At 64.1% G+C, this 17956-nt stretch carries 20 protein-coding genes; 7 read left to right on the top strand and 13 right to left on the bottom strand.

What is annotated here, in order from left to right; genetic code table 11:
* Position 1: 1 nt before the first annotated feature.
* From AAFN55_RS19115 to AAFN55_RS19090, 6 genes are all read right to left on the bottom strand, one after another.
* A complete protein-coding gene (locus AAFN55_RS19115; protein WP_347800562.1) occupies positions 2-349 on the bottom strand; it encodes a VapC toxin family PIN domain ribonuclease in 348 nt (115 codons plus the stop codon).
* 82 nt (positions 350-431) lie between these two features.
* A complete protein-coding gene (locus AAFN55_RS19110) occupies positions 432-704 on the bottom strand; it encodes a hypothetical protein (RefSeq protein WP_347800561.1) in 273 nt (90 codons plus the stop codon).
* Positions 705-758: 54 nt separating this feature from the next.
* Entirely contained in the window at positions 759-1907 is a 1149-nt protein-coding gene (locus tag AAFN55_RS19105) for an amidohydrolase (RefSeq protein WP_347800560.1), read from the bottom strand.
* A 26-nt stretch (positions 1908-1933) separates the two neighbouring features.
* The gene (locus tag AAFN55_RS19100) at positions 1934-3589 is read right to left on the bottom strand and encodes an FAD-binding dehydrogenase (protein WP_347800559.1); all 1656 of its coding nucleotides are present in this window, start codon (positions 3587-3589) and stop codon (positions 1934-1936) included.
* A gap of 135 nt (positions 3590-3724) precedes the next feature.
* On the bottom strand, positions 3725-4138 hold the full coding sequence (locus AAFN55_RS19095) for a hypothetical protein (protein WP_347800558.1): 414 nt from the start codon (positions 4136-4138) through the stop codon (positions 3725-3727).
* A 317-nt stretch (positions 4139-4455) separates the two neighbouring features.
* Positions 4456-5940 carry a carboxypeptidase M32 gene (locus AAFN55_RS19090; protein ID WP_347800557.1) on the bottom strand — a complete coding sequence of 495 codons (1485 nt, stop codon included), beginning with the start codon at positions 5938-5940 and terminating at the stop codon, positions 4456-4458.
* A 158-nt stretch (positions 5941-6098) separates the two neighbouring features.
* Here AAFN55_RS19090 and AAFN55_RS19085 point away from each other — a divergent pair, with 158 nt between their 5' ends.
* Positions 6099-6452: a DUF1304 domain-containing protein gene (locus tag AAFN55_RS19085; protein WP_347800556.1), complete on the top strand. Its 354-nt coding sequence runs from the start codon at positions 6099-6101 to the stop codon at positions 6450-6452.
* Between the two features lie 313 nt (positions 6453-6765).
* On the opposite strand, the gene AAFN55_RS19080 is transcribed toward AAFN55_RS19085, so the two are convergent.
* From AAFN55_RS19080 to AAFN55_RS19055, 6 genes are all read right to left on the bottom strand, one after another.
* A complete protein-coding gene (locus tag AAFN55_RS19080; RefSeq protein ID WP_347800555.1) occupies positions 6766-7797 on the bottom strand; it encodes a peptidoglycan -binding protein in 1032 nt (343 codons plus the stop codon).
* Position 7798: 1 nt separating this feature from the next.
* Positions 7799-8821, bottom strand: coding sequence for a MotA/TolQ/ExbB proton channel family protein (locus AAFN55_RS19075; RefSeq protein ID WP_347800554.1), 1023 nt, complete (start codon positions 8819-8821; stop codon positions 7799-7801).
* Positions 8822-9072: 251 nt separating this feature from the next.
* A complete protein-coding gene (locus AAFN55_RS19070; protein WP_347800553.1) occupies positions 9073-9864 on the bottom strand; it encodes an inositol monophosphatase family protein in 792 nt (263 codons plus the stop codon).
* Between the two features lie 32 nt (positions 9865-9896).
* Positions 9897-10463 (bottom strand): elongation factor P, encoded by a 567-nt coding sequence (efp, locus tag AAFN55_RS19065; RefSeq protein ID WP_347800552.1) that lies wholly within the window; start codon positions 10461-10463, stop codon positions 9897-9899.
* A gap of 94 nt (positions 10464-10557) precedes the next feature.
* Positions 10558-11541, bottom strand: a complete 984-nt coding sequence (locus AAFN55_RS19060) for a tetratricopeptide repeat protein (RefSeq protein WP_347800551.1) — start codon at positions 11539-11541, stop codon at positions 10558-10560.
* Positions 11542-11544: 3 nt separating this feature from the next.
* Positions 11545-12192 (bottom strand): thiamine phosphate synthase, encoded by a 648-nt coding sequence (locus tag AAFN55_RS19055; protein WP_347800550.1) that lies wholly within the window; start codon positions 12190-12192, stop codon positions 11545-11547.
* Between the two features lie 181 nt (positions 12193-12373).
* Between AAFN55_RS19055 and AAFN55_RS19050 the strand changes: the two genes are divergently transcribed.
* The 3 genes from AAFN55_RS19050 to AAFN55_RS19040 all read left to right on the top strand — a co-directional run bounded on the left by AAFN55_RS19050 (position 12374) and on the right by AAFN55_RS19040 (position 15758).
* Positions 12374-13144: a sulfite exporter TauE/SafE family protein gene (locus AAFN55_RS19050; RefSeq protein WP_347800549.1), complete on the top strand. Its 771-nt coding sequence runs from the start codon at positions 12374-12376 to the stop codon at positions 13142-13144.
* A 49-nt stretch (positions 13145-13193) separates the two neighbouring features.
* Positions 13194-14840, top strand: coding sequence for an acyl-CoA synthetase (locus AAFN55_RS19045; protein ID WP_347800548.1), 1647 nt, complete (start codon positions 13194-13196; stop codon positions 14838-14840).
* Between the two features lie 384 nt (positions 14841-15224).
* Positions 15225-15758 carry a DUF1465 family protein gene (locus AAFN55_RS19040; protein ID WP_347800547.1) on the top strand — a complete coding sequence of 178 codons (534 nt, stop codon included), beginning with the start codon at positions 15225-15227 and terminating at the stop codon, positions 15756-15758.
* Between the two features lie 9 nt (positions 15759-15767).
* Here the strand turns inward: AAFN55_RS19040 and AAFN55_RS19035 are convergent, their stop codons facing one another.
* Positions 15768-16544, bottom strand: a complete 777-nt coding sequence (locus AAFN55_RS19035) for a sulfite exporter TauE/SafE family protein (protein WP_347800546.1) — start codon at positions 16542-16544, stop codon at positions 15768-15770.
* Between the two features lie 151 nt (positions 16545-16695).
* Between AAFN55_RS19035 and ruvC the strand changes: the two genes are divergently transcribed.
* The 3 genes from ruvC (at position 16696) to AAFN55_RS19020 (ending at position 17951) form a co-directional block, all read left to right on the top strand.
* Positions 16696-17223 carry a crossover junction endodeoxyribonuclease RuvC gene (ruvC, locus tag AAFN55_RS19030; RefSeq protein ID WP_347800545.1) on the top strand — a complete coding sequence of 176 codons (528 nt, stop codon included), beginning with the start codon at positions 16696-16698 and terminating at the stop codon, positions 17221-17223.
* A 61-nt stretch (positions 17224-17284) separates the two neighbouring features.
* The gene (locus AAFN55_RS19025) at positions 17285-17554 is read left to right on the top strand and encodes an AbrB/MazE/SpoVT family DNA-binding domain-containing protein (RefSeq protein WP_347800544.1); all 270 of its coding nucleotides are present in this window, start codon (positions 17285-17287) and stop codon (positions 17552-17554) included.
* Positions 17535-17951: a type II toxin-antitoxin system VapC family toxin gene (locus AAFN55_RS19020; RefSeq protein ID WP_347800543.1), complete on the top strand. Its 417-nt coding sequence runs from the start codon at positions 17535-17537 to the stop codon at positions 17949-17951. Before AAFN55_RS19025 ends, AAFN55_RS19020 begins: the two co-directional genes overlap by 20 nt.
* Positions 17952-17956: the final 5 nt, after the last annotated feature.

Below are 17956 nucleotides of genomic sequence, written 5' to 3'. Positions count from 1 at the left end.
GTCAGGCGGGAGCCCATTGTGACAGCAGGCAGGCACCGCCAAATCCTCGGGTTCTCTCAAGATGCTTGCGGTCGGCGGTCAGAAACGTGCCGCCCCGCACGATAGCCATGGCGTGATAGATCGAATCTTCCAACTGAGGGAAGCCTGATCCCTTCGCTTTCGTTGTCGCTATTCGCTCCGCCTGCTTCAATTCCACCGGGCTGGGCTCGACGAACATGAAGCCTGTCCGCTTCATGTCGTCGAACAGCTTGATCGGCAACTCGAACGGAATCTCATAGTGGATTGCTACGGAGAGCGCCTCATAGAGCGCTATGCCGGCGCAATCATGGACGTTGATTGCTCGGCGCATCGCACAACCGCCGTCCTTGCGAGATCGCTATCGGGTTCCTCGTGGAAAAGTTTGACCAGGATCGAGGCGTCAAGCACCACCATCAGACGCGAGGTCCGTGACGATGCGCTATATACGCGCCGCGTTCGTCGCGCAGTCGCCTGATCAGGTCTACGCTGTCTTCGCCAACGACGGAGGACGCCCGGATGTCGTCCAGCGTATTCTTCAGGTGTGCAACGGCTTCTTTCCTGAGTGCGTCGGCTATCGCCTGCTCCACGAAGGCGGAGCGCCGGCTCTTTGGAACCCTGTCTTCAAGCGATTGCTTGACTGCGCTGTCGATTGAAAACGTCGCGCGATCCTTGTTGGCGATACCCATGATGCATCTCCCATTTCACACGAATAGGTAATGCATTTCGTATGAAGATCAAAGCTACCCCAGCAGGTTGCGCGCTGCCCTTGCGAACACTTTCGCACCGATCGGGATGAGATCATCCGGGAAATCGTAGTCGGGATTGTGCAGCGACGGGTAGTCTTCGCCCGCACCCAGGAAGAACATCGCCGATCTGGCGTTTGCGCCGAAGCGGCCGAAATCTTCCGATGCGCGCATCGGCAGGGTCGTCTCGTCGTGCCGCACATTTTCTTCATCCAGCGCGCGGCGCAGTTCGGCCACGGCCTCGGGATGGTTATCGCAGGCCTGGAAGATGTCGTGATAGTCAATCATCACTTCGAGGCCCTGCGACGCGGCCGCTTCCGTCGCCAGGCGCTCGGCCACGGCGACAAGCTCGGCCATGCGTTCATCGCCCAGGGTCCGCAGCGTCGCCCAGATTTCGGCGTAGCCGGGCGCGATGCCGAAGGCTGCCGCGCCCATCGTCGCGTGGGTTACGGTCACCATCGCGAAATCGGGAGACTCGAAGTCCGGTGTCGACAGGCTGGTCAGTCCCGGCATGAGGAATGCGAGCGCCTTCATCGGTGAAACGCCCGTCTCGGGCGCCGAGGCGTGGGCCGTCTTGCCGGTGAGCACGATGCGCATGCCGCGCGAGGCGCAGTTGACGATGCCGTCTTTGATCCGGGCCTCGCCAAACGGTATGCCGGGGATGTTGTGCAGCGAGAACGCGTAATCGGGCTGGATATCCGCGAAGCGCGGATCGGCGATCACGGCGGCGGCGCCTGCGCCGTTTTCCTCCGCCGGCTGGAACATCAGCACCACGCGTCCGCGTTGCGGCCGCTCGCGCCCAAAGACGCGTCCAAGCGCTGCCAGGATCGCGGTATGCCCGTCATGACCGCACAGATGGCCTTTGCCTTGCACCGTTGAGCGATGCGGGATGTCGCCGAGCTCCTCGATCGGAAGCGCGTCGAGTTCCGAGCGGATCATCACGGTCGGGCCGGGCTCAATGCCCTGATAGACCACGGCGACACCGTGGCCTCCGAGCTTTTCCAGAACGAGGTCGGGGCCTGTCTCATTGAGGAATTCGACGACCTGGCGTGCCGTCTCCGCCTCTTCGCCCGAGATTTCGGGCTGCTCATGGAGCTTTCGCCGCCATGAGACGAGATCGGCAATATCCTGATTGCTAAGCAGCATGAGCGTCGCTTTCGATTGTTCCAGTGCTATCGCCCGGCGGCGTGACGGCCGGCATTCCTTCCGGAAAAGATGCAGCCGCCCAGGAAGGTTCCTTCAAGCGCATTGTAGCCATGATAACCGCCGCCGCCAAAGCCGGCCACTTCGCCCGCCGCATAGAGCCCGGAAATCGGCTCGCCGGCAGCGTCGAGCACCTCGCCATTGAGGTTCGTGTGGATGCCGCCGAGCGTCTTGCGCGTGAGGATATGCAGGCGAACGGCGATCAGGGGGCCGTTGTGCGGGTCGAGGATGCGGTGGGGTTTCGCGGTGCGGATCAGCCGGTCGCCGAGATAGGTCCGGGCGCCGCGAATGGCGGTGATCTGCGCATCCTTGGAGAACGGATTGTCGATCTCACGGTCGCGCGCCTCGATCTGCCCCTCGAGACGCGGGAAATCGATAAGCTTCTCGCCAGCCAGCGCGTTCATGGCCTCGACGAGAGAGGGCAGGTTGTCGCGCACGATGAAGTCCGCGCCGTGCTTCTTGAAGGCCTCGACCGGAGGCGGCGCGCCCTTGCCGCGCCGGCTTTTCAGGACGTTGAGCCATTTCTTGGAGGTGATGTCCGGGTTCTGCTCGGAGCCCGAGAGCGCGAACTCCTTTTCGATGATGGCCTGCGTCAGCACGAACCATGAATAGTCATAGCCGGTGGAGAGGATGTGCCTGAGCGTCGAGAGCGTGTCGAAGCCGGGCATGCAGGGCGCCGGCAGGCGGCGTCCGCGCGCGTCGAACCACATCGAGGACGGGCCGGGCAGGATGCGGATGCCGTGGTTCGGCCAGATCGGCGACCAGTTCTGGACGCCCTCCGTATAGTGCCACATGCGATCGGCGTTGATGATGCGCGCGCCAGCCTCCTGCGTGATGCCGACCATCCGGCCATCGACATGGTGGGGCACGCCGGCAATCATCGACTTCGGCGCAGGCCCGAGGCGGTTCTTCGGCCAGTTCCTGCGCACCAGATCGAAATTGCCGCCGATGCCGCCGGATGTGACCAGAACGGTGCCCCCATTGAGCTCGAACGTGCCGACGACGCCGCGCCCGGACCGCTGGCCGCGCTCGACGGTCGAGGGCTCGAGAATCTCGCCCGACACTCCCGTCACCGCGCCGTTCGTCTTGATGAGGTGGCTTGCCTGGTGGCGGAATTTCAGCGTGATGAGGCCGGTGTCGACATGGGCGGAAACGCGCCTGATGAAGGGTTCGAGCACGCCGGGACCGGTGCCCCATGTCAGGTGAAAGCGCGGAACGGAATTGCCGTGACCATGGGCCATGCCGCCGCCGCGCTCGGCCCAGCCGACCACGGGAAACCACCGCATTCCCATCTCGTAAAGCCATGGGCGCATATCGCCGGCGGCAAACTCGACATAGGCTTTCGCAACACGACGGGGCCAGAAGTCCTCCTCGCGATCGAATTGCGCGGAGCCCCGCCAATCCTGCAGCGCCAGTTCGCGGCTGTCGCGTATGCGCATTCGGCGCTGTTCGGGGCTGTTTACGAAGAAAAGGCCGCCCAGCGACCAGAAGGCCTGCCCGCCGAGCGAGTTTTCGCCTTCCTGTTCGAGGATGACGACACGTCTGCCCGCATCGGCCAGTTCGGCCGCTGCCACAAGGCCGGCCAATCCCCCGCCGATCACGATCGCGTCCGCATTATCCGCCAAGTGCTGCTCCTCCCTGAGCGTCTGCACCATTTGCCGCTGTTCGCGTGATGCGGTCAACGGCGCAGTTGGGCGGATACACGAATCACGAAGGCCGCCCGAGGGCGGCCTTCGAAGATCGTCACATCAGAAGCTGGTTCAGCCCTGCTGTGCGTAGATGTTATCCTGAATCGCACGGACCTGTGCAGAGTACGCGCGGTAGGAGCTCTCGCTGAGCTGGCCGCCATTCGACTGGGCCTCGGCCTTGGCCGACTGACGGATCGTGTCGATCTGCGAACGGAACTGGTTCACGGCCGCCGCATCAAGGCCTTCACCGCGCGAGGTGGGCGCGAGGTTGGTCTGAGCTGCGTTCAACTGGGTCTCAAGGACCTGCCAGTTGGACGATGCGGTCGATACGCCACGGATCGAAGCGGTCGACATCGTGTCAACGAGCGGGGCAGCGCCGATACCGGCGGCGGCGTCACGGTTGCTGTTGGAATCGGCGAATGCGCCGGCCATGGGAACCGAAACGAGGAGAGCGGCAAGGGAAGTTCTGAGGATCAGCTTGTTCATTGTCTTAGTCCATTTCTTGGTGACCCGTCGTTTGGGAGCCGAGGGTCGATATCAGCCGTCCAGACCTGCCCGTTGCGACGTCCTCACCAAAAACGTCGCCGGCAAATCCCGGCTGTTTGGAAGGTGTGTAGCGCCCGATCGTTCTGCAATATGACGCTACGTAAAATGACATGGAGGATTTTTACGGTTTGCCGCGCAAACCCGCAGAGATGCGCGATTCCCGCTCAAGTTGAACAATTGTTGAACAGTCCGTCATTCGTCGGCGCATCATTTTCGCGTGAGCAGCGGATCGCGCGTTCGTGAACGAAATCACGGACTTACTCACCGTAGCGTGCTTCGAGGTGCCTGCGGAAATGCTCGGCATTCAACGGTTCCCCCGTCGCGCGCTCGATCAGTTCGGGCGTCGACCAGCGCGACCCCTGCAACCAGATCTTCTCGCGGCGCCAGTCGTTGACGGCGTCGAACCGCCCTTCGGCGAAGCCCTGCTCGACCATGGGGTTTTCGCGCGTGATCGCGGCCCATTGCTGCGCTGCGATCATCGCGCCGAGCGTATAGGAGGGGAAGTAGCCGAAGAAGGCGGACGGCCAGTGAACGTCCTGCATGGGTCCGTCGGCCGGGGTGTCGATGGTGGAGAGGCCGAGATAGGCCTGCATCTTGGCGTCCCATGCCTCGGGAAGGTCGACCACCTGCAGGCGGCCCGCAATCAAATCCTGCTCCAGCTCAAACCGCAGTATGACATGAAGCGGATAGGTAACCTCGTCGGCGTCGACGCGGATCAGGCCGCGCTCGACGCGGTGGACGTGCGGCAGGATGTCGTCCATCGACCAGTCCTCGCCCAGATGCCGCTCGACGACCGGCAGCGCCCACTGCCAGAAAGCGGGGTTGCGGCCGATCTGCTTTTCCACGAACAGGCTCTGGCTCTCGTGCATCGACATGCCGCGCGCCTTGCCCAGCGGCCAGTGAGACCACTCGCGGGGCAGGCCCTGCTCGTAGAGCGCGTGGCCGGTTTCATGCAGCACGCCCATCAGCGACGACAGGAACTCCGTGGTCCGGTAGCGCGTGGTGATCCGCACATCGGTGGGCACACCGCCGCAGAACGGGTGATGCGACACCGCCAGGCTGCCATGGGTCACGTCGAAGCCGACGGCTGCCATCATCGCGAGCCCGAGTTCGCGCTGCTTCTCGATCGGGTAGGAGCCCGACAGCGCCTTGAGGGGTCGCTTCGCGAGGCGTTCCTCCTGCACTGCCAGCGCCTTGGGCACGAAATCGACCAGGAAGGTCTTCAAATCTTCAAGAACGGGGCCGATCTCGGCGACCCGGTTGCCCGGATCGAACTGCTCCATCAGCGCGTCATACGGGTCGAGACCGAGCGCGTCGGCCCGCAGATGGGCTTCCTCGCGCACCATATCGACCACGCTTTCCAGTGCGGGCTGGAAATTGGCCCAGTCGTTCCTGGCGCGCAGGTCGCGCCACAACTGCTCGCACCGCATTCTCGTCCGCGTCTGGCGCTCCACGAATTCCGCCGGCAGGCAGGTGAGGTTCAGGTGACGGCGGCGGAATTCGCGCAGGGCGGCGGTCTGGTCCTCGTTGAGCGCCTCCTGCGACGCGGCCTCGATCCAGTCGTCGATTTCGGGCGCGGTCGCCTGCCGGTGGGCCATGCCTGCAAGGGTCGCCATGGCCTCCGCGCGCGCCTCGCCACCCCCGACAGCCATATGAGTCGCCTCATCGGCACCGAGGATCGACAACGCGTGGTCGAGAGCGTCGAGGCGGCGGCCGAGTTCGTCAAGCTTCTGGAAGGACATGGGAGATTCCTGATTGCGGTGGTGGATGAGCGCGACAGTAGAGACTTCGAGGCGCGGATTGAAGCGGCGGATATCTGGATGTCGCCGCATCATCGGGCTTGTCGTCAACCGCCGATGCGTGATCAATTCCCTCAAGGGAAACCGCAGAGGGGCAGAAAATGATCGCCGCCATCCTGATCGCGCTCGTCGCGCTGATCCACGTCTATATCGTCATTCTCGAAATGGCGCTGTGGGATACGCCGCGCGGCCGCAAGGCATTCGGCACCACGCCGGAGTTTTCAGCCGCCACGAAGGTGCTGGCCGCCAATCAGGGCCTCTATAACGGGTTCCTCGTCGCCGGCCTCGCATGGGGCCTGTGGCTCGGCGATGGCGGCTTCGCCATCAAGGTGTTTTTCCTGCTCTGCGTCCTGGTCGCGGGCGTCTACGGCGCGGCGACGTCGAGCGTGAAGATTCTCTACATTCAGGCAGTGCCTGCGGCGCTGGCGCTGGCAGCGTTGTGGCTAGGGATTTAGCGTCCTTTTTTACGATTGCGCCGCCCTCACCTGCCGTCTTCCTCTCCCCGTGAACTGCGGGAGAAGCGCGTATGGAGCAACCCCCACCCCTTACCCCTCCCCACAAGGGGGAGGGGATTCTGAGGCATGGATACCCGGCAGAAGTGTTCCTGGAAATGGCGGGGCACCAAGGTCTCCCTCCCCCTTGTGGGGAGGGTGAGGGTGATGAGGGCGCTGCGCTCTCATGGTTTCATAAGCGATGGCCCTGCCATCCATGGGCAGAGGAACCCGGGAGGGCGGTGAGGTCAGCGCACAGGGTCGGGTTCGGGACCCCCTACCTCTCGGTCAGCTTGAGCTCGATACGGCGGTTGCGGTCGCGGGCTTGCGGTGTGTCGGCCTCGTCGAGCGGCTGGAATTCGCCGAAGCCTGCCGCCACGAGCCGGTTGGCCGGCACGCCGTTCTCGATCAGGAACTTGACCACCGAGGTCGAGCGCGCCGAGGACAGTTCCCAATTGTCGCGATAGCGGCCCGTGCCTGAAAGCGGGACGTTGTCGGTGTGGCCGTCGACGCGCAGCACCCAGTTGATCTCCGGCGGGATTTCACGCTGAAGCTCCAGGATCGCGCCGGCGAGCTTGCGCATTTCGTCGCGGCCGACATCGTTGATCACCTCCGAGCCGACCGGAAACAGCACTTCGGACTGGAATACGAAGCGGTCGCCGACGATGCGGATGTTCTCGCGGTCCGACAGGATTTCGCGCAGGCGCCCGAAGAAGTCGGAGCGGTAGCGGTTCAGTTCCTGCACGCGCTGGGCGAGAGCGACGTTCAGGCGGCGGCCGAGATCGGCGATCTTGATGTTGGAGTCGCGGTCGCGCGCCTCGGACACTTCGAGCGCGGATTCGAGCGCGCCGATCTGGCTGCGCAGTGCCGCGATCTGCTGGTTCAGCAGCTCGACCTGACTGAGCGCGCGCTGGCTGATCTGGCGCTCGTCATCGAGCCGGCCAGACAATTCGCCGGCGCGGGCCTCGGCCTCCGCGCCCGCGCCCTGGCCGGACGCCAGCAATTGCTCCAGCCTGGACCGCTCGCTCTCGGCGACCGACAGCGAGGCGCGCATGTTCGACAGCGCATCCTCGAGGTCCTGCGTGCTCGACTGTTCGAGCGCGAGGAGCTGCGTCAATTCGTTGATCTGGGAGTTCAGCCGGTTGAGGACCTGATCGCGGCCCGTGATCTCCTGTGAGAGCAGGAACTGGGCGAGCACGAAGACCGACAGCAGGAACATGATCGCCAGCAGGAGCGTCGACAGCGCGTCGACGAACCCCGGCCAGTAATCGACCGTGCGCTGGCTTCTGCGCCCACGGGCGAGCGCCATCTCAGTGCTTCTCCTGCTTGCGGATGGCGTCTGCGAGCTTGTCGAGCGTCACGCGCATCGCCTTCTGCTCGTTGGCCTGCGCCTCGACCCAGTCGCGCATGAGCTGCTGCTCGGAGCGCATGTTCTTGACGAGGCCGCTGATGCCGTCGGCGAGTGTGGCCATCGAGGCCGCGATGCGGGGGTTGGAAACACCGCCGGATTCCTGCATCGCATGGAGCCGTTCGGACAGCGCCTTGAGCTCGTCCGTGGTGCTTGCCTTCGTCGGATCGACGGCGAAGTCGGAGCCGAGGTCCGTGACCGTCGAGAGCCAGTTTTCAAGCTCGGTGTAGAACCGCGTCTGCGCGCGGCCCGCCTGTAGGTCGAGGAAGCCGAGGACCAGCGAACCGGCAAGGCCGAAGAGCGAGGACGAAAACGCCGTGCCCATGCCGGCCAGCGGCGCGGAAAGACCGGCCTTGAGCGTGTTGAGCACGTCGTTGGTGTCGCCGGTGCCGGGGTCGAGCGACTGGATCGTGTCGCCGATCGACCCGATGGTGCCAAGCAGGCCCCAGAAGGTGCCCAACAGGCCGAGAAAGACGAGCAGGCCGATCAGATAGCGCGAGATGTCGCGGCTTTCGTCGAGGCGGGTCGCGATGGAATCGAGGATGGACCGCATCGAATTCGTCGACAGCGACATGGCCGAGGAGCGGCCGAGCATCGCCTTCATCGGGGCGAGCAGAACCGGATCGCCCGCCTCGGTGCCGGCGCGGAAGGAGTTGACCCATTTGATTTCGCGAAAAAGGCGGATCACCTGGCCGAAGACGAGGATGATGCCGACCACCAGCACGCCGAGGATCAGGCCGTTCAGGCCCGGATTGGTCTGGAACGCCGACGATATCTGCCGATAGAGGATTGCCGCCACAAAGCCGGAGATCGCAAGGAAGATCAGCATCGAGAAGAGGAAGACCTGAGGGCTCGACAGGCTGCGCGGATCGTAGTCCGCATCCTCGGTCAAACCGTCCGCTCCCAGAGTTCTTAGGAATGCCATGCGCGCCTCTGAATCGGTTTCGGCATCAAAGTGATCACGACTCTAAACGGAATTGCGACAAAATTGAAAGGCGCACGTGAGCAAGCAAGGCTCGCAAATGCCCTTCGGCAAACGGTTCAGCGCCTGCCGGGCGTCACTCCGCCGGTCAGCATCTACCATGCTGGTACGAAATGCGTTCGGGAAAGTTGCGTAAGGCTGCGCTTTGTTGTCCGCCGACCGCGCGGCGGCCGGCGAGAACCATGCGCGTTCGCCTAGGCTCGCTTCTGAAGGGTCTTCAGGAGCGCCTTGTGGATAGCCTCGTTGCCCGCGACGATCGAGCCGTCGTCGAACATCTCCTGGCCGCCATTGCGGTCGGAGCAGAAGCCGCCAGCCTCGCGCACCAGAAGAATGCCGGCCGCGAGATCCCACGGCGCCAGCCAGCTCTCCCAGTAGCCATCGAAGCGGCCCGCCGCGACCCATGCGAGGTCGAGCGACGCGGCGCCGAGACGGCGGATGCCGGCCGTCTCGCCCATGACGTTCTTCAGGTCGATCAGGGCATGGCCATGATGGCCGCGCCCGAGATGCGGGATGCCCGTCGAGACGACCGTGTCCGACAGGTTCTTGCGTGCCGCAACGCGCAAGCGCCGATCGTTCATGAATGCGCCGCCGCCACGTTCGGCGGTGTAGAGCTCGTCCATCGCAGGATTGTAGACGACACCGGCGACGATCTGGCCCTGACGCTCCAGCGCGATCGAGATCGCGAAGATCGGGATGCCGTGCAGGAAGTTGGTCGTGCCGTCGAGCGGATCGACGATCCAGCGATGCTGGCCGTCGTCGCCTTCGACCTCGCCGCGCTCTTCCATCAGGAAGGAATAGCCGGGGCGCGCTTTCGACAGCTCGGTGTAGATGATCTCCTCGGCCTTGCGGTCGGCCTGGCTGACATAGTCGCCGGGGCCTTTGAGCGAAACCTGGAGGTTCTGCACTTCACCGAAGTCGCGCGCCAGCGAGCGGCCGGCCTTCATGGCGGTCTGCACCATGACATTGATGATCGCCGAACGCGCCATGCGAGCGAAACTCCGTGTTCAGTTGGCCGCGCTTAGTCGGCGCGGCGGAGGTAGGTGATCTCGTTGGTGTCGACGACGATGCGCTCGCCCGACGAGATGAAGGGCGGGACGAGAACGCGGATGCCGTTCTCAAGCACAGCCGGCTTGTAGGACGAGGCGGCGGTCTGCCCCTTCACGACCGGATCGGCCTCGGTGATGGTCAGCGTGACGTGATCGGGCAGGGAGATGCCGATCGGGCGCTCTTCGTGCAGTTCCACGGTGACCTTCATGCCGTCCTGAAGGAAGGCGGCGCGGTCGCCGACGAAGTCCTTGAGCAGTTCGAGCTGGTCGTAGCTCTCGTCGTCCATGAACACCAGAGCGTCGCCCTGCTCGTAGAGGAAGGTGAAGTCCTTCTGCTCGAGGCGAACCTTCTCGACGGTCTCGGCGGAGCGGAAACGCTCGTTGAGCTTCGTGCCGTTGATGAGGTTCTTGAGCTCGACCTGGTTGTAGGCGCCGCCCTTGCCGGGCTTCACCGCATTGGTCCTGACCGCAACCCAAAGGCCGCCATCGTGTTCGATGACGTTGCCGGGACGGATTTCGTTGCCGTTGATCTTAGCCATTGTCTGGTTCCGGAATATTTTGCCGCCGCGCCGCGTGGGGCGCGTTCATCGCGGCCTCCAAGACCATAAAACGCGCAAAGAGGCAAGGGAGGGCTCAGCCGAGCGCGCCTGCCTGCTCGCCAGCCTGTTTCAACTGGTCTTCCGTCAGGCCCGCGAGATGGTCTTCCATCAGCGGATCGACGAGGCCGACGCGGCGTGCCCGCAAATACCATGCAGCGGCGGCGATCGAGTCCGGCTCGACGCCGATGCCCGCGCGATAGAGCTTGGCGACGCGGTTCTGTGCGGCCGGATTGCCGGCAGCGGCTGCGCGCATCGTCCAGCCGAACCCCGCCTCCAAATCGCGATCCCCGCCGATGCCGTCGATCAGCCATGCGCCGAGGTCGATCTGCGCCGTGTCGAAATTCTGCGCGGCGGCCAGTTCGAGCCAGCGCCGCGCGCCCGGCATGTCGACCTCCCGGCCTGCAACGCCGTGCTGGAGCGCCTGCGCCATGGCGTATTGCGCGTCGGGCAGGCCGCGATCGGCGGCTTGTTCATAATAGGAGAAAGCGCGGGTCAGCGCTTCGGGGGTCTGCTCGCGGGCCAGGATCATCTGGGCATAGTTGAACTGCGCCATGCTGTTGCCGGCATCGGCGGCGCGGCCCATCACCTCGAAGGCGCGGTTCCGGTCGCGAAATTCCGGCCCGCCATCGAGCAGGATCATCGCGAGCTGGAACATCGCCTCGGGCACGTTCTGGGCCGCGGCCTTCTCGTACCATTCCGTCGCGGTGGCCATGTCCTGGCGCACGCCCATGCCGCGCGAGTACAGCTCGGCGATCAGGGTCTGGGCGGCAGGGTCGCCATTGATCGCAAGCGGCGTCGCGATGTTCAGGGCAGTGATGTAGTAGCCGCGCTGGTAGGCCCCGTAGGCGGCATCGGCGGGTCTTTGGGAGAAACGACCCTGGTCGACGCGTTCTGCATCCGGTGCGGTGACGCGCCCACCATCAGGCGCGACGGTCGGCGTAGTCTCCTGCGCCTGCGCGAAGCCGGTTGCCGCCGCAAGCGCGCATGCCAGCAATCCGGGGAGGCGCATCCGTCGCATTCGTCAGTCCTCGAAAACCGGCGCGCCGGCATCCAGCGCGGCGTTGATGAGCGCAACGGCTTGCGCGGGGTCGGTGCCTTCGGCGAAGACGGCGGCGGTCAGCGCGACGAAATCGGCGCCGGTCGCCGCGACGGCGGGAACCGAGGCCGCGTCGGACCCCGCGAGCACGATGGCGGGAACCTGGATCATTTCCGACCACCATTCGCCGAGTTTCAGATTGCGCGGATGCGGCTCGGGCTTGTTGTCGTAGCCGAACTTTCCGAAGAACATATAGTCGGGTCGCGCTTCGCCCAAATTCAGCGCGTCGTCGCGCGTGGTCGCGCCGCCGGTGCCGACCATCATCTTGGACTGGTGCTTCTCGATGAGGTCTTCCAGATCGCGCCGGTTGCCCTCGAAATGCAGCCCGTCGGCCTGGACCCGCATCGCGATACGCGCATCGCCGGCGATCATCACCGCGATGCCGTTCTCCTGCGCGGCCGGCACGATCTTTTCGGCGTAAAGCTGGAAGGCGTCGTCATCCATGCCCCAGGCAGGCAGAATCAGCGACGCGACGTCGCCGCCGTCGAATGCCGAGATCAACCGTCCGGGCTCTTCGTCTTTGGCGGCGATCAGAACGATGCGGCAACGGTTTGGCGTCTGCGTGGGGTTCATGGGTCGAGCCTCGGGAATGCGGCTTCATTGGCCGTCGATCATGGTTGCAATGGGGCATAGAACAAGCCGCGACGCTTGAACAGTCAAAGCAGCGCCTCGCCGCACCGCCGGGATGGGCCATCATCTCTCGCCAACGCGCCGGTTTGCGGGTAGGGGATCGCGTGAAAGGCCTTTCCGTACGATGTTCTCCATTCCCGCAGATCCCTGGTTTTATGCAGCCGCCATTCCGGCGGTCATCCTGGTCGGGCTCTCCAAGGGCGGCCTTGGCGGAGCAATGGCCCTGATCGGCGTGCCGCTGATGGCGCTCGTCGTGTCGCCGGTGCAGGCGGCCGCGATCCTGCTGCCGATCCTGATCGTCATGGACATGGTGTCGTTGTGGACATGGCGGGGGGAGCGCGACCCGGTCACGCTCAAGCTCATGCTGCCCGGCGCGATGCTCGGCATCGGTATCGGTTGGCTGACCGCCTCGGTGGTGACGCCGGATGCGGTGCGCCTGATCGTCGGCGTGATCGCGCTCGGCTTCTTCGCCAACTGGCTTGCCCAGAAGCTGAACGCAAACGAGCGCGCCACGCAGCACAATGGCTGGAAGGCGACGTTCTGGTCGCTCGTTACCGGCTTCACGAGTTTCGTCGCCCATGCCGGCGGACCGCCCTATCAGGTCTATGCCCTGCCGCTCAGGCAAAGCCCGACCCTGTATGTCGGCACCAGCGTGATCTTTTTCGCCATCGTCAACGCGGTGAAGCTGATCCCCTATTTCGCGCTCGGGCAGTTCGATGGCGCCAACCTCACCGCGTCGGCCGTGCTGATGCCGATCGCGCCGCTGGCCACGCTCGCGGGAGCATGGATCGTGCGCCGAATGCGGCCGGAAATCTTCTATCCCTTCATGTACGCGATGGTGCTCGTCATCGGGCTCAAACTGGTCTGGGACGGGATGAGCGGCCTGTGGGGTTGATGACGACGACGCCGGCGCGTGCATAATCAGGACGACACGGAGGACATCTATGGGCAGCGCTTACGACACAGATCTCGACAGGAACACGGCCAACCACCAGCCGCTGACGCCGCTTTCCTATATGGAACGCGCGGCCAAGGTGTTTCCGGACCAGATCGCGGTCATCCACGGCGCGGCGCGCACGACCTATCGCGATTTCTGGCGCCGCTCGCTGCAACTCGGCTCCGCGCTCGCCGCGAAAGGGATCGGCAAGGGCGACACCGTCTCGGTGATGCTGTCGAACACGCCAGCGATGCTCGAGGCGCATTTCGGCGTGCCGATGGTGAAGGCGGTGCTTCATTCGCTCAACACGCGGCTCGACGCGGCCATCATCGCGTTCCAGCTCGACCATGCCGAAACGAAAGTCCTGATCGTCGATCGCGAATTCTCCGGCGTGGTGAAGCAGGCGCTCGATCTTGCCACGGTGAAGCCGATCGTCATCGACTATGACGATCCCGACTATGGCGACGATGCTCCCTATCCGAAGGGCGAGCGCATCGGGACGATCGACTACGAGGCGTTCGTCGCCTCGGGCGACCCGGATTTCGACTGGTCGATGCCGGACGACGAATGGGACGCGATCTCGCTTAACTACACGTCGGGCACGACCGGCAATCCCAAGGGCGTCGTTTACCACCATCGCGGCGCGGCGCTGATGGCCTATACCAACACGATCCATGCGGGCATGGGCAGGCATCCGGTCTATCTCTGGACGCTGCCGATGTTCCACTGCAACGGCTGGTGCTTCCCGTGGACGCTCGCGATCCAGGCGGGCACGCATGTCTGCCTGCGCTGGGTGCGCGCCAAGGCCATGTACGATGCGATCGCCGACCACGGCGTGACGCATCTGTGCGGGGCGCCGGTCGTCATGTCGGCGCTGATCAACGCTAGGGATGACGAGAAGCGCGAGGTCACCCAATCCGTGACCTTCAACACGGCCGCAGCACCTCCGCCCGAGGCGGTGCTGTCGGGCATGGCGGATGCCGGCTTCGCGGTGACGCATCTCTACGGCCTGACCGAGACATACGGACCGGCGGTCGTGAACGAATGGCACTCGGATTGGGACCATCTCGACAAGGGGCCGAAGAGCGCGCGCAAGGCAAGGCAGGGCGTGCGCTATGCTGCGCTCGAGGGGCTGACCGTCATGGACCCGGCGACTATGGAGCGGACGCCCGCCGATGGCGAGACCATCGGCGAGGTCATGTTCCAGGGCAACATCGTCATGAAGGGGTATCTCAAAAACAGGGCTGCGACCGACGAGGCCTTTGCCGGCGGGTGGTTCCACTCCGGTGACCTCGGCGTCATGCATGCCGACGGCTACATCCAGTTGAAGGACCGCTCCAAGGACATCATCATTTCGGGCGGCGAGAACATCTCGACGATCGAGGTGGAGGACGCGCTCTACAAGCACCCGGCGGTGGCGTCTTGCGGCGTGGTTGCGAGGCCCGACGACAAATGGGGCGAGACGCCCGTCGCCTATGTCGAGCTGAAGCCCGGAAAAACCGCGACCGAGGCGGAGATCGTGGAGCACTGCCGGACGCTTCTGGCGCGCTTCAAATGCCCGCGCACCGTGATCTTCGCGGAAATCCCGAAGACCTCGACGGGCAAGATCCAGAAGTTCCGGCTGCGCGATATGGCGAAGGCACTCGACGTGTGATTCGCACGCGGGGCGCGAGGGCAGGGCGACGAAAATGTCCCGCATCGGGACATTTTCATGGCTTGTTAACCATGCTGTTAAGGTTCGGTTAAGCTTTACATGTCATTACTGTGGGCATCCAGTGATCTGGATTCTTACCGAGTGGCTGGGCCACTCCGTTTGACGCCTCCCTGTTAACTCCTGAGAGCCGCCTTTCGCGGCTCTTTTTTTGTCCGGAAGGCCGGGTTTGGCCTCGCCGAGGACGTTAACCTTTCGTTAAACATGCGCTTGCGTTCGACCCCGCAACGGATCAAATTCCGCTCGAAGATCGTTTAGGCCATTCGGCGTCAGAAAAACCGTCGGTCCGGACGGCAGATGCGGCAATGATTTTGTGGGGTGCAGTTGATGCGAGAGCACGGTTTCGAGGGATCAAACACGATCAAGCTCGCCGAGAGGCGCGTGTTCTCCAACTCGTTCAAGCCGCTCTACAATGAGGGTATGAGCCTCGTCGAGCAGGCCGCCGAATATCTCGACGGCGAAGGCCGCGTCGCCGCCAAGCGCCTGTCGCGCATCGGCGCGACGCTCTATGCCGCCGAGTCCATGCGCCTGACGACCCGCCTCATGCAGATAGCGTCGTGGCTTCTGCTCCAGCGCGCCGCGAATTCGGGCGAGATGACGCGCGACCAGGTCGCGGCCGAGAAAGCCAAGGTGCGGCTCGATACCGCGTCGGCGCAGGGCGATGCGACCGGCTGGAGCGAACTGCCGGAAGCGTTTCGCGGGATCGTCGACCACTCGCTTCGCCTGCAGGCGCTGGTGCGCCGGATGGACGACCAAATCTATGGCGAGGCCGACACGCTGTCCTACGCGCCGCTGTCGCGCGTGGCGAACCCCGTTTCAGACCAGATCACGCTTCTTCAGACCGCCTTCGCACGCGGCTGATCCTGGCGCTCAGGTTCTGGCCAGCGCGGCCAGAGCCTCGAATACCTGATCGAAGAGGGGTAGCGACAGGACCGCGGCAAGCACGATCAGGCCGAACGTCACGACGCGGTAGAGCCACTCTCCGCCTTTCGCGAACATCGCCCAGCCCCCGAGGATGCCCGCGAAATAGGCGGGCGTCGCGATGATGCTCAGCATTACCACGTCGCGCTCGAAGAGGCCTGCGACCCACAGATTGCCGATCGAGACGAACTCGCCCAGCAAAAAGAGCGCGAGAAGATTCGCCCGCACGATGAGCGCGGGCAGACCGGCCGCCATCCAGTAGGCGATGACGGGCGGGCCGGGGATGGAGGCGATGCCGGACAGGACGCCCGCGACGCCGCCCACGCCCAGCGACGTCAGCGTGTTGCGCGGACCCCGATAGCGCCATCCCGACCACAATACGCCGACGCAGGCCAGGATCGACAGGCAGATCAGCCATCGAAGCGCGGTCTCGTTTCCATTAGTCAGGATCCAGATGCCGACCGGAAACAGCAGGAAAAGCCCGGCGGAGACCGGCAGCACCTCGCGCCAGCGCGCGATGCGCAACGCAGGCAGGGCTACCGGAATTGCCGGCAGGGAATCGATCAGGACGATGATCGCCAGCGCCGCCTTCGGGCCATAGAGCGCGCCCGCGATCGGGGCCATGATCATGCCGGTGCCGAAGCCCGACAGTCCCTTGGCGACACCTGCGATGAGCGCGACCGCGAGAAGGATCGCCATGGCGAGGTCGAAAGGTGGGAATTCCATGGGGATCTGCCATCCGTGATTGGACCCCGCGATATCCCGCCGGGCATTGCCGCGAAAGGCCAAGCGCCGAACTGCCCGCTATGCCAGGCGTTGTTTCTGCTTTGTTCACATTTCGATGGCATTCCAGCCTGAACCCGGCAAAGGTGACGGCATGGACAGCACGATTCGCATTATCGGTATCGATCCCGGCCTTCGCCGTACCGGCTGGGGCGTGATCGACACGCTGGGCAACTCGCTGCGCTTCGTGGCCGCAGGGACCGTGCGCTCGGACGACAAGGCGGATCTCGCCTCGCGCCTGCTGCAACTCCATGAGGGGTTGTCCGCGATCGTGCATGGCCACATGCCGCACGAGGCGGCGGTGGAGCAGACCTTCGTCAACAAGGATGCGACCGCCACGCTCAAGCTCGGCCAGGCGCGTGGCATCGCGATGCTGGTTCCGGCGCTCGCCGGCCTGCGTGTCGCGGAGTACGCGCCCAATGCCGTGAAGAAGGCGGTGATCGGTGTCGGCCACGGCGACAAGAAGCAGATCCAGCTCATGGTCCGCGTGCTGATGCCGAAGGCGACCTACGACACCGACGATGCCGCCGACGCGCTCGCAATCGCGATCTGCCACGCCCATCATCGCCAGAGCGTGACGGGACGAATGGCGGCTGCCGCGGCGCTGGCTGCTGCGGTCTGAGGGCCTCTTGTTCTTGACTTGTTCCTGTGGCGCCGATAAGTAATACCCAAGAGGTATTACCATGCGTGTGACTGAAAAAGGCCAGGTGACGATTCCGAAGGCGATCAGGGACCGATTGAAAATTGGCCCCGGTAGCGAGGTGGATTTCGTGGAGAGGGCGGATGGTATCGTCGAAATCATCAGGGGCGTCGGCAATGGTACACGAAGCAAAGCTTTGTTGCACGAAGTCGAAACGTGGTTCCGACAGCTTGAGGGCACTGGCGATGCCAATCTTTCGGCCGATGACATCATGGCAATGACGAGAGATCGTGGTGAGCGGAACAATAATTGACTCCAATGTCATCATCGACATCGTCGAGCCGGGGTCGGCATGGACGCCTTGGGCAAAGCGGATGATTGCTGATGCCAGATTGCAGGGTAGCCTGGTCTTCAATGTGTTGATCGCCGCTGAGGTCGCGCATGCGTTTATTTCAGGGGCGCGTTATCGCCGGGTCTTCGAGCCGCCGCTGTGGACATTCGATGACATTCCATTCGAAGCAGGGTTGCTGGCGGGACAAGCGCATCGCGACTACCGTGCCCGAGGGGGAGTGCGTGATCGGACGCTGCCGGACTTCCTGATTGGCGCGCATGCGCTGGTTGCGGGGCATCGTCTTCTCACGCGGGACGCCGCGCGCTACCGGACGTATTTTCCAGATCTGGAGATAGTTGCTCCGGACACGCACCCATGAAGGCG

The sequence above is a fragment of the Mesorhizobium sp. CAU 1732 genome (assembly GCF_039888675.1).
Taxonomy (GTDB): domain Bacteria; phylum Pseudomonadota; class Alphaproteobacteria; order Rhizobiales; family Rhizobiaceae; genus Aerobium.
The sequence above is the reverse complement of the archived record's forward strand: the minus strand, read 5'-3'. Positions and strand labels throughout refer to the sequence as shown.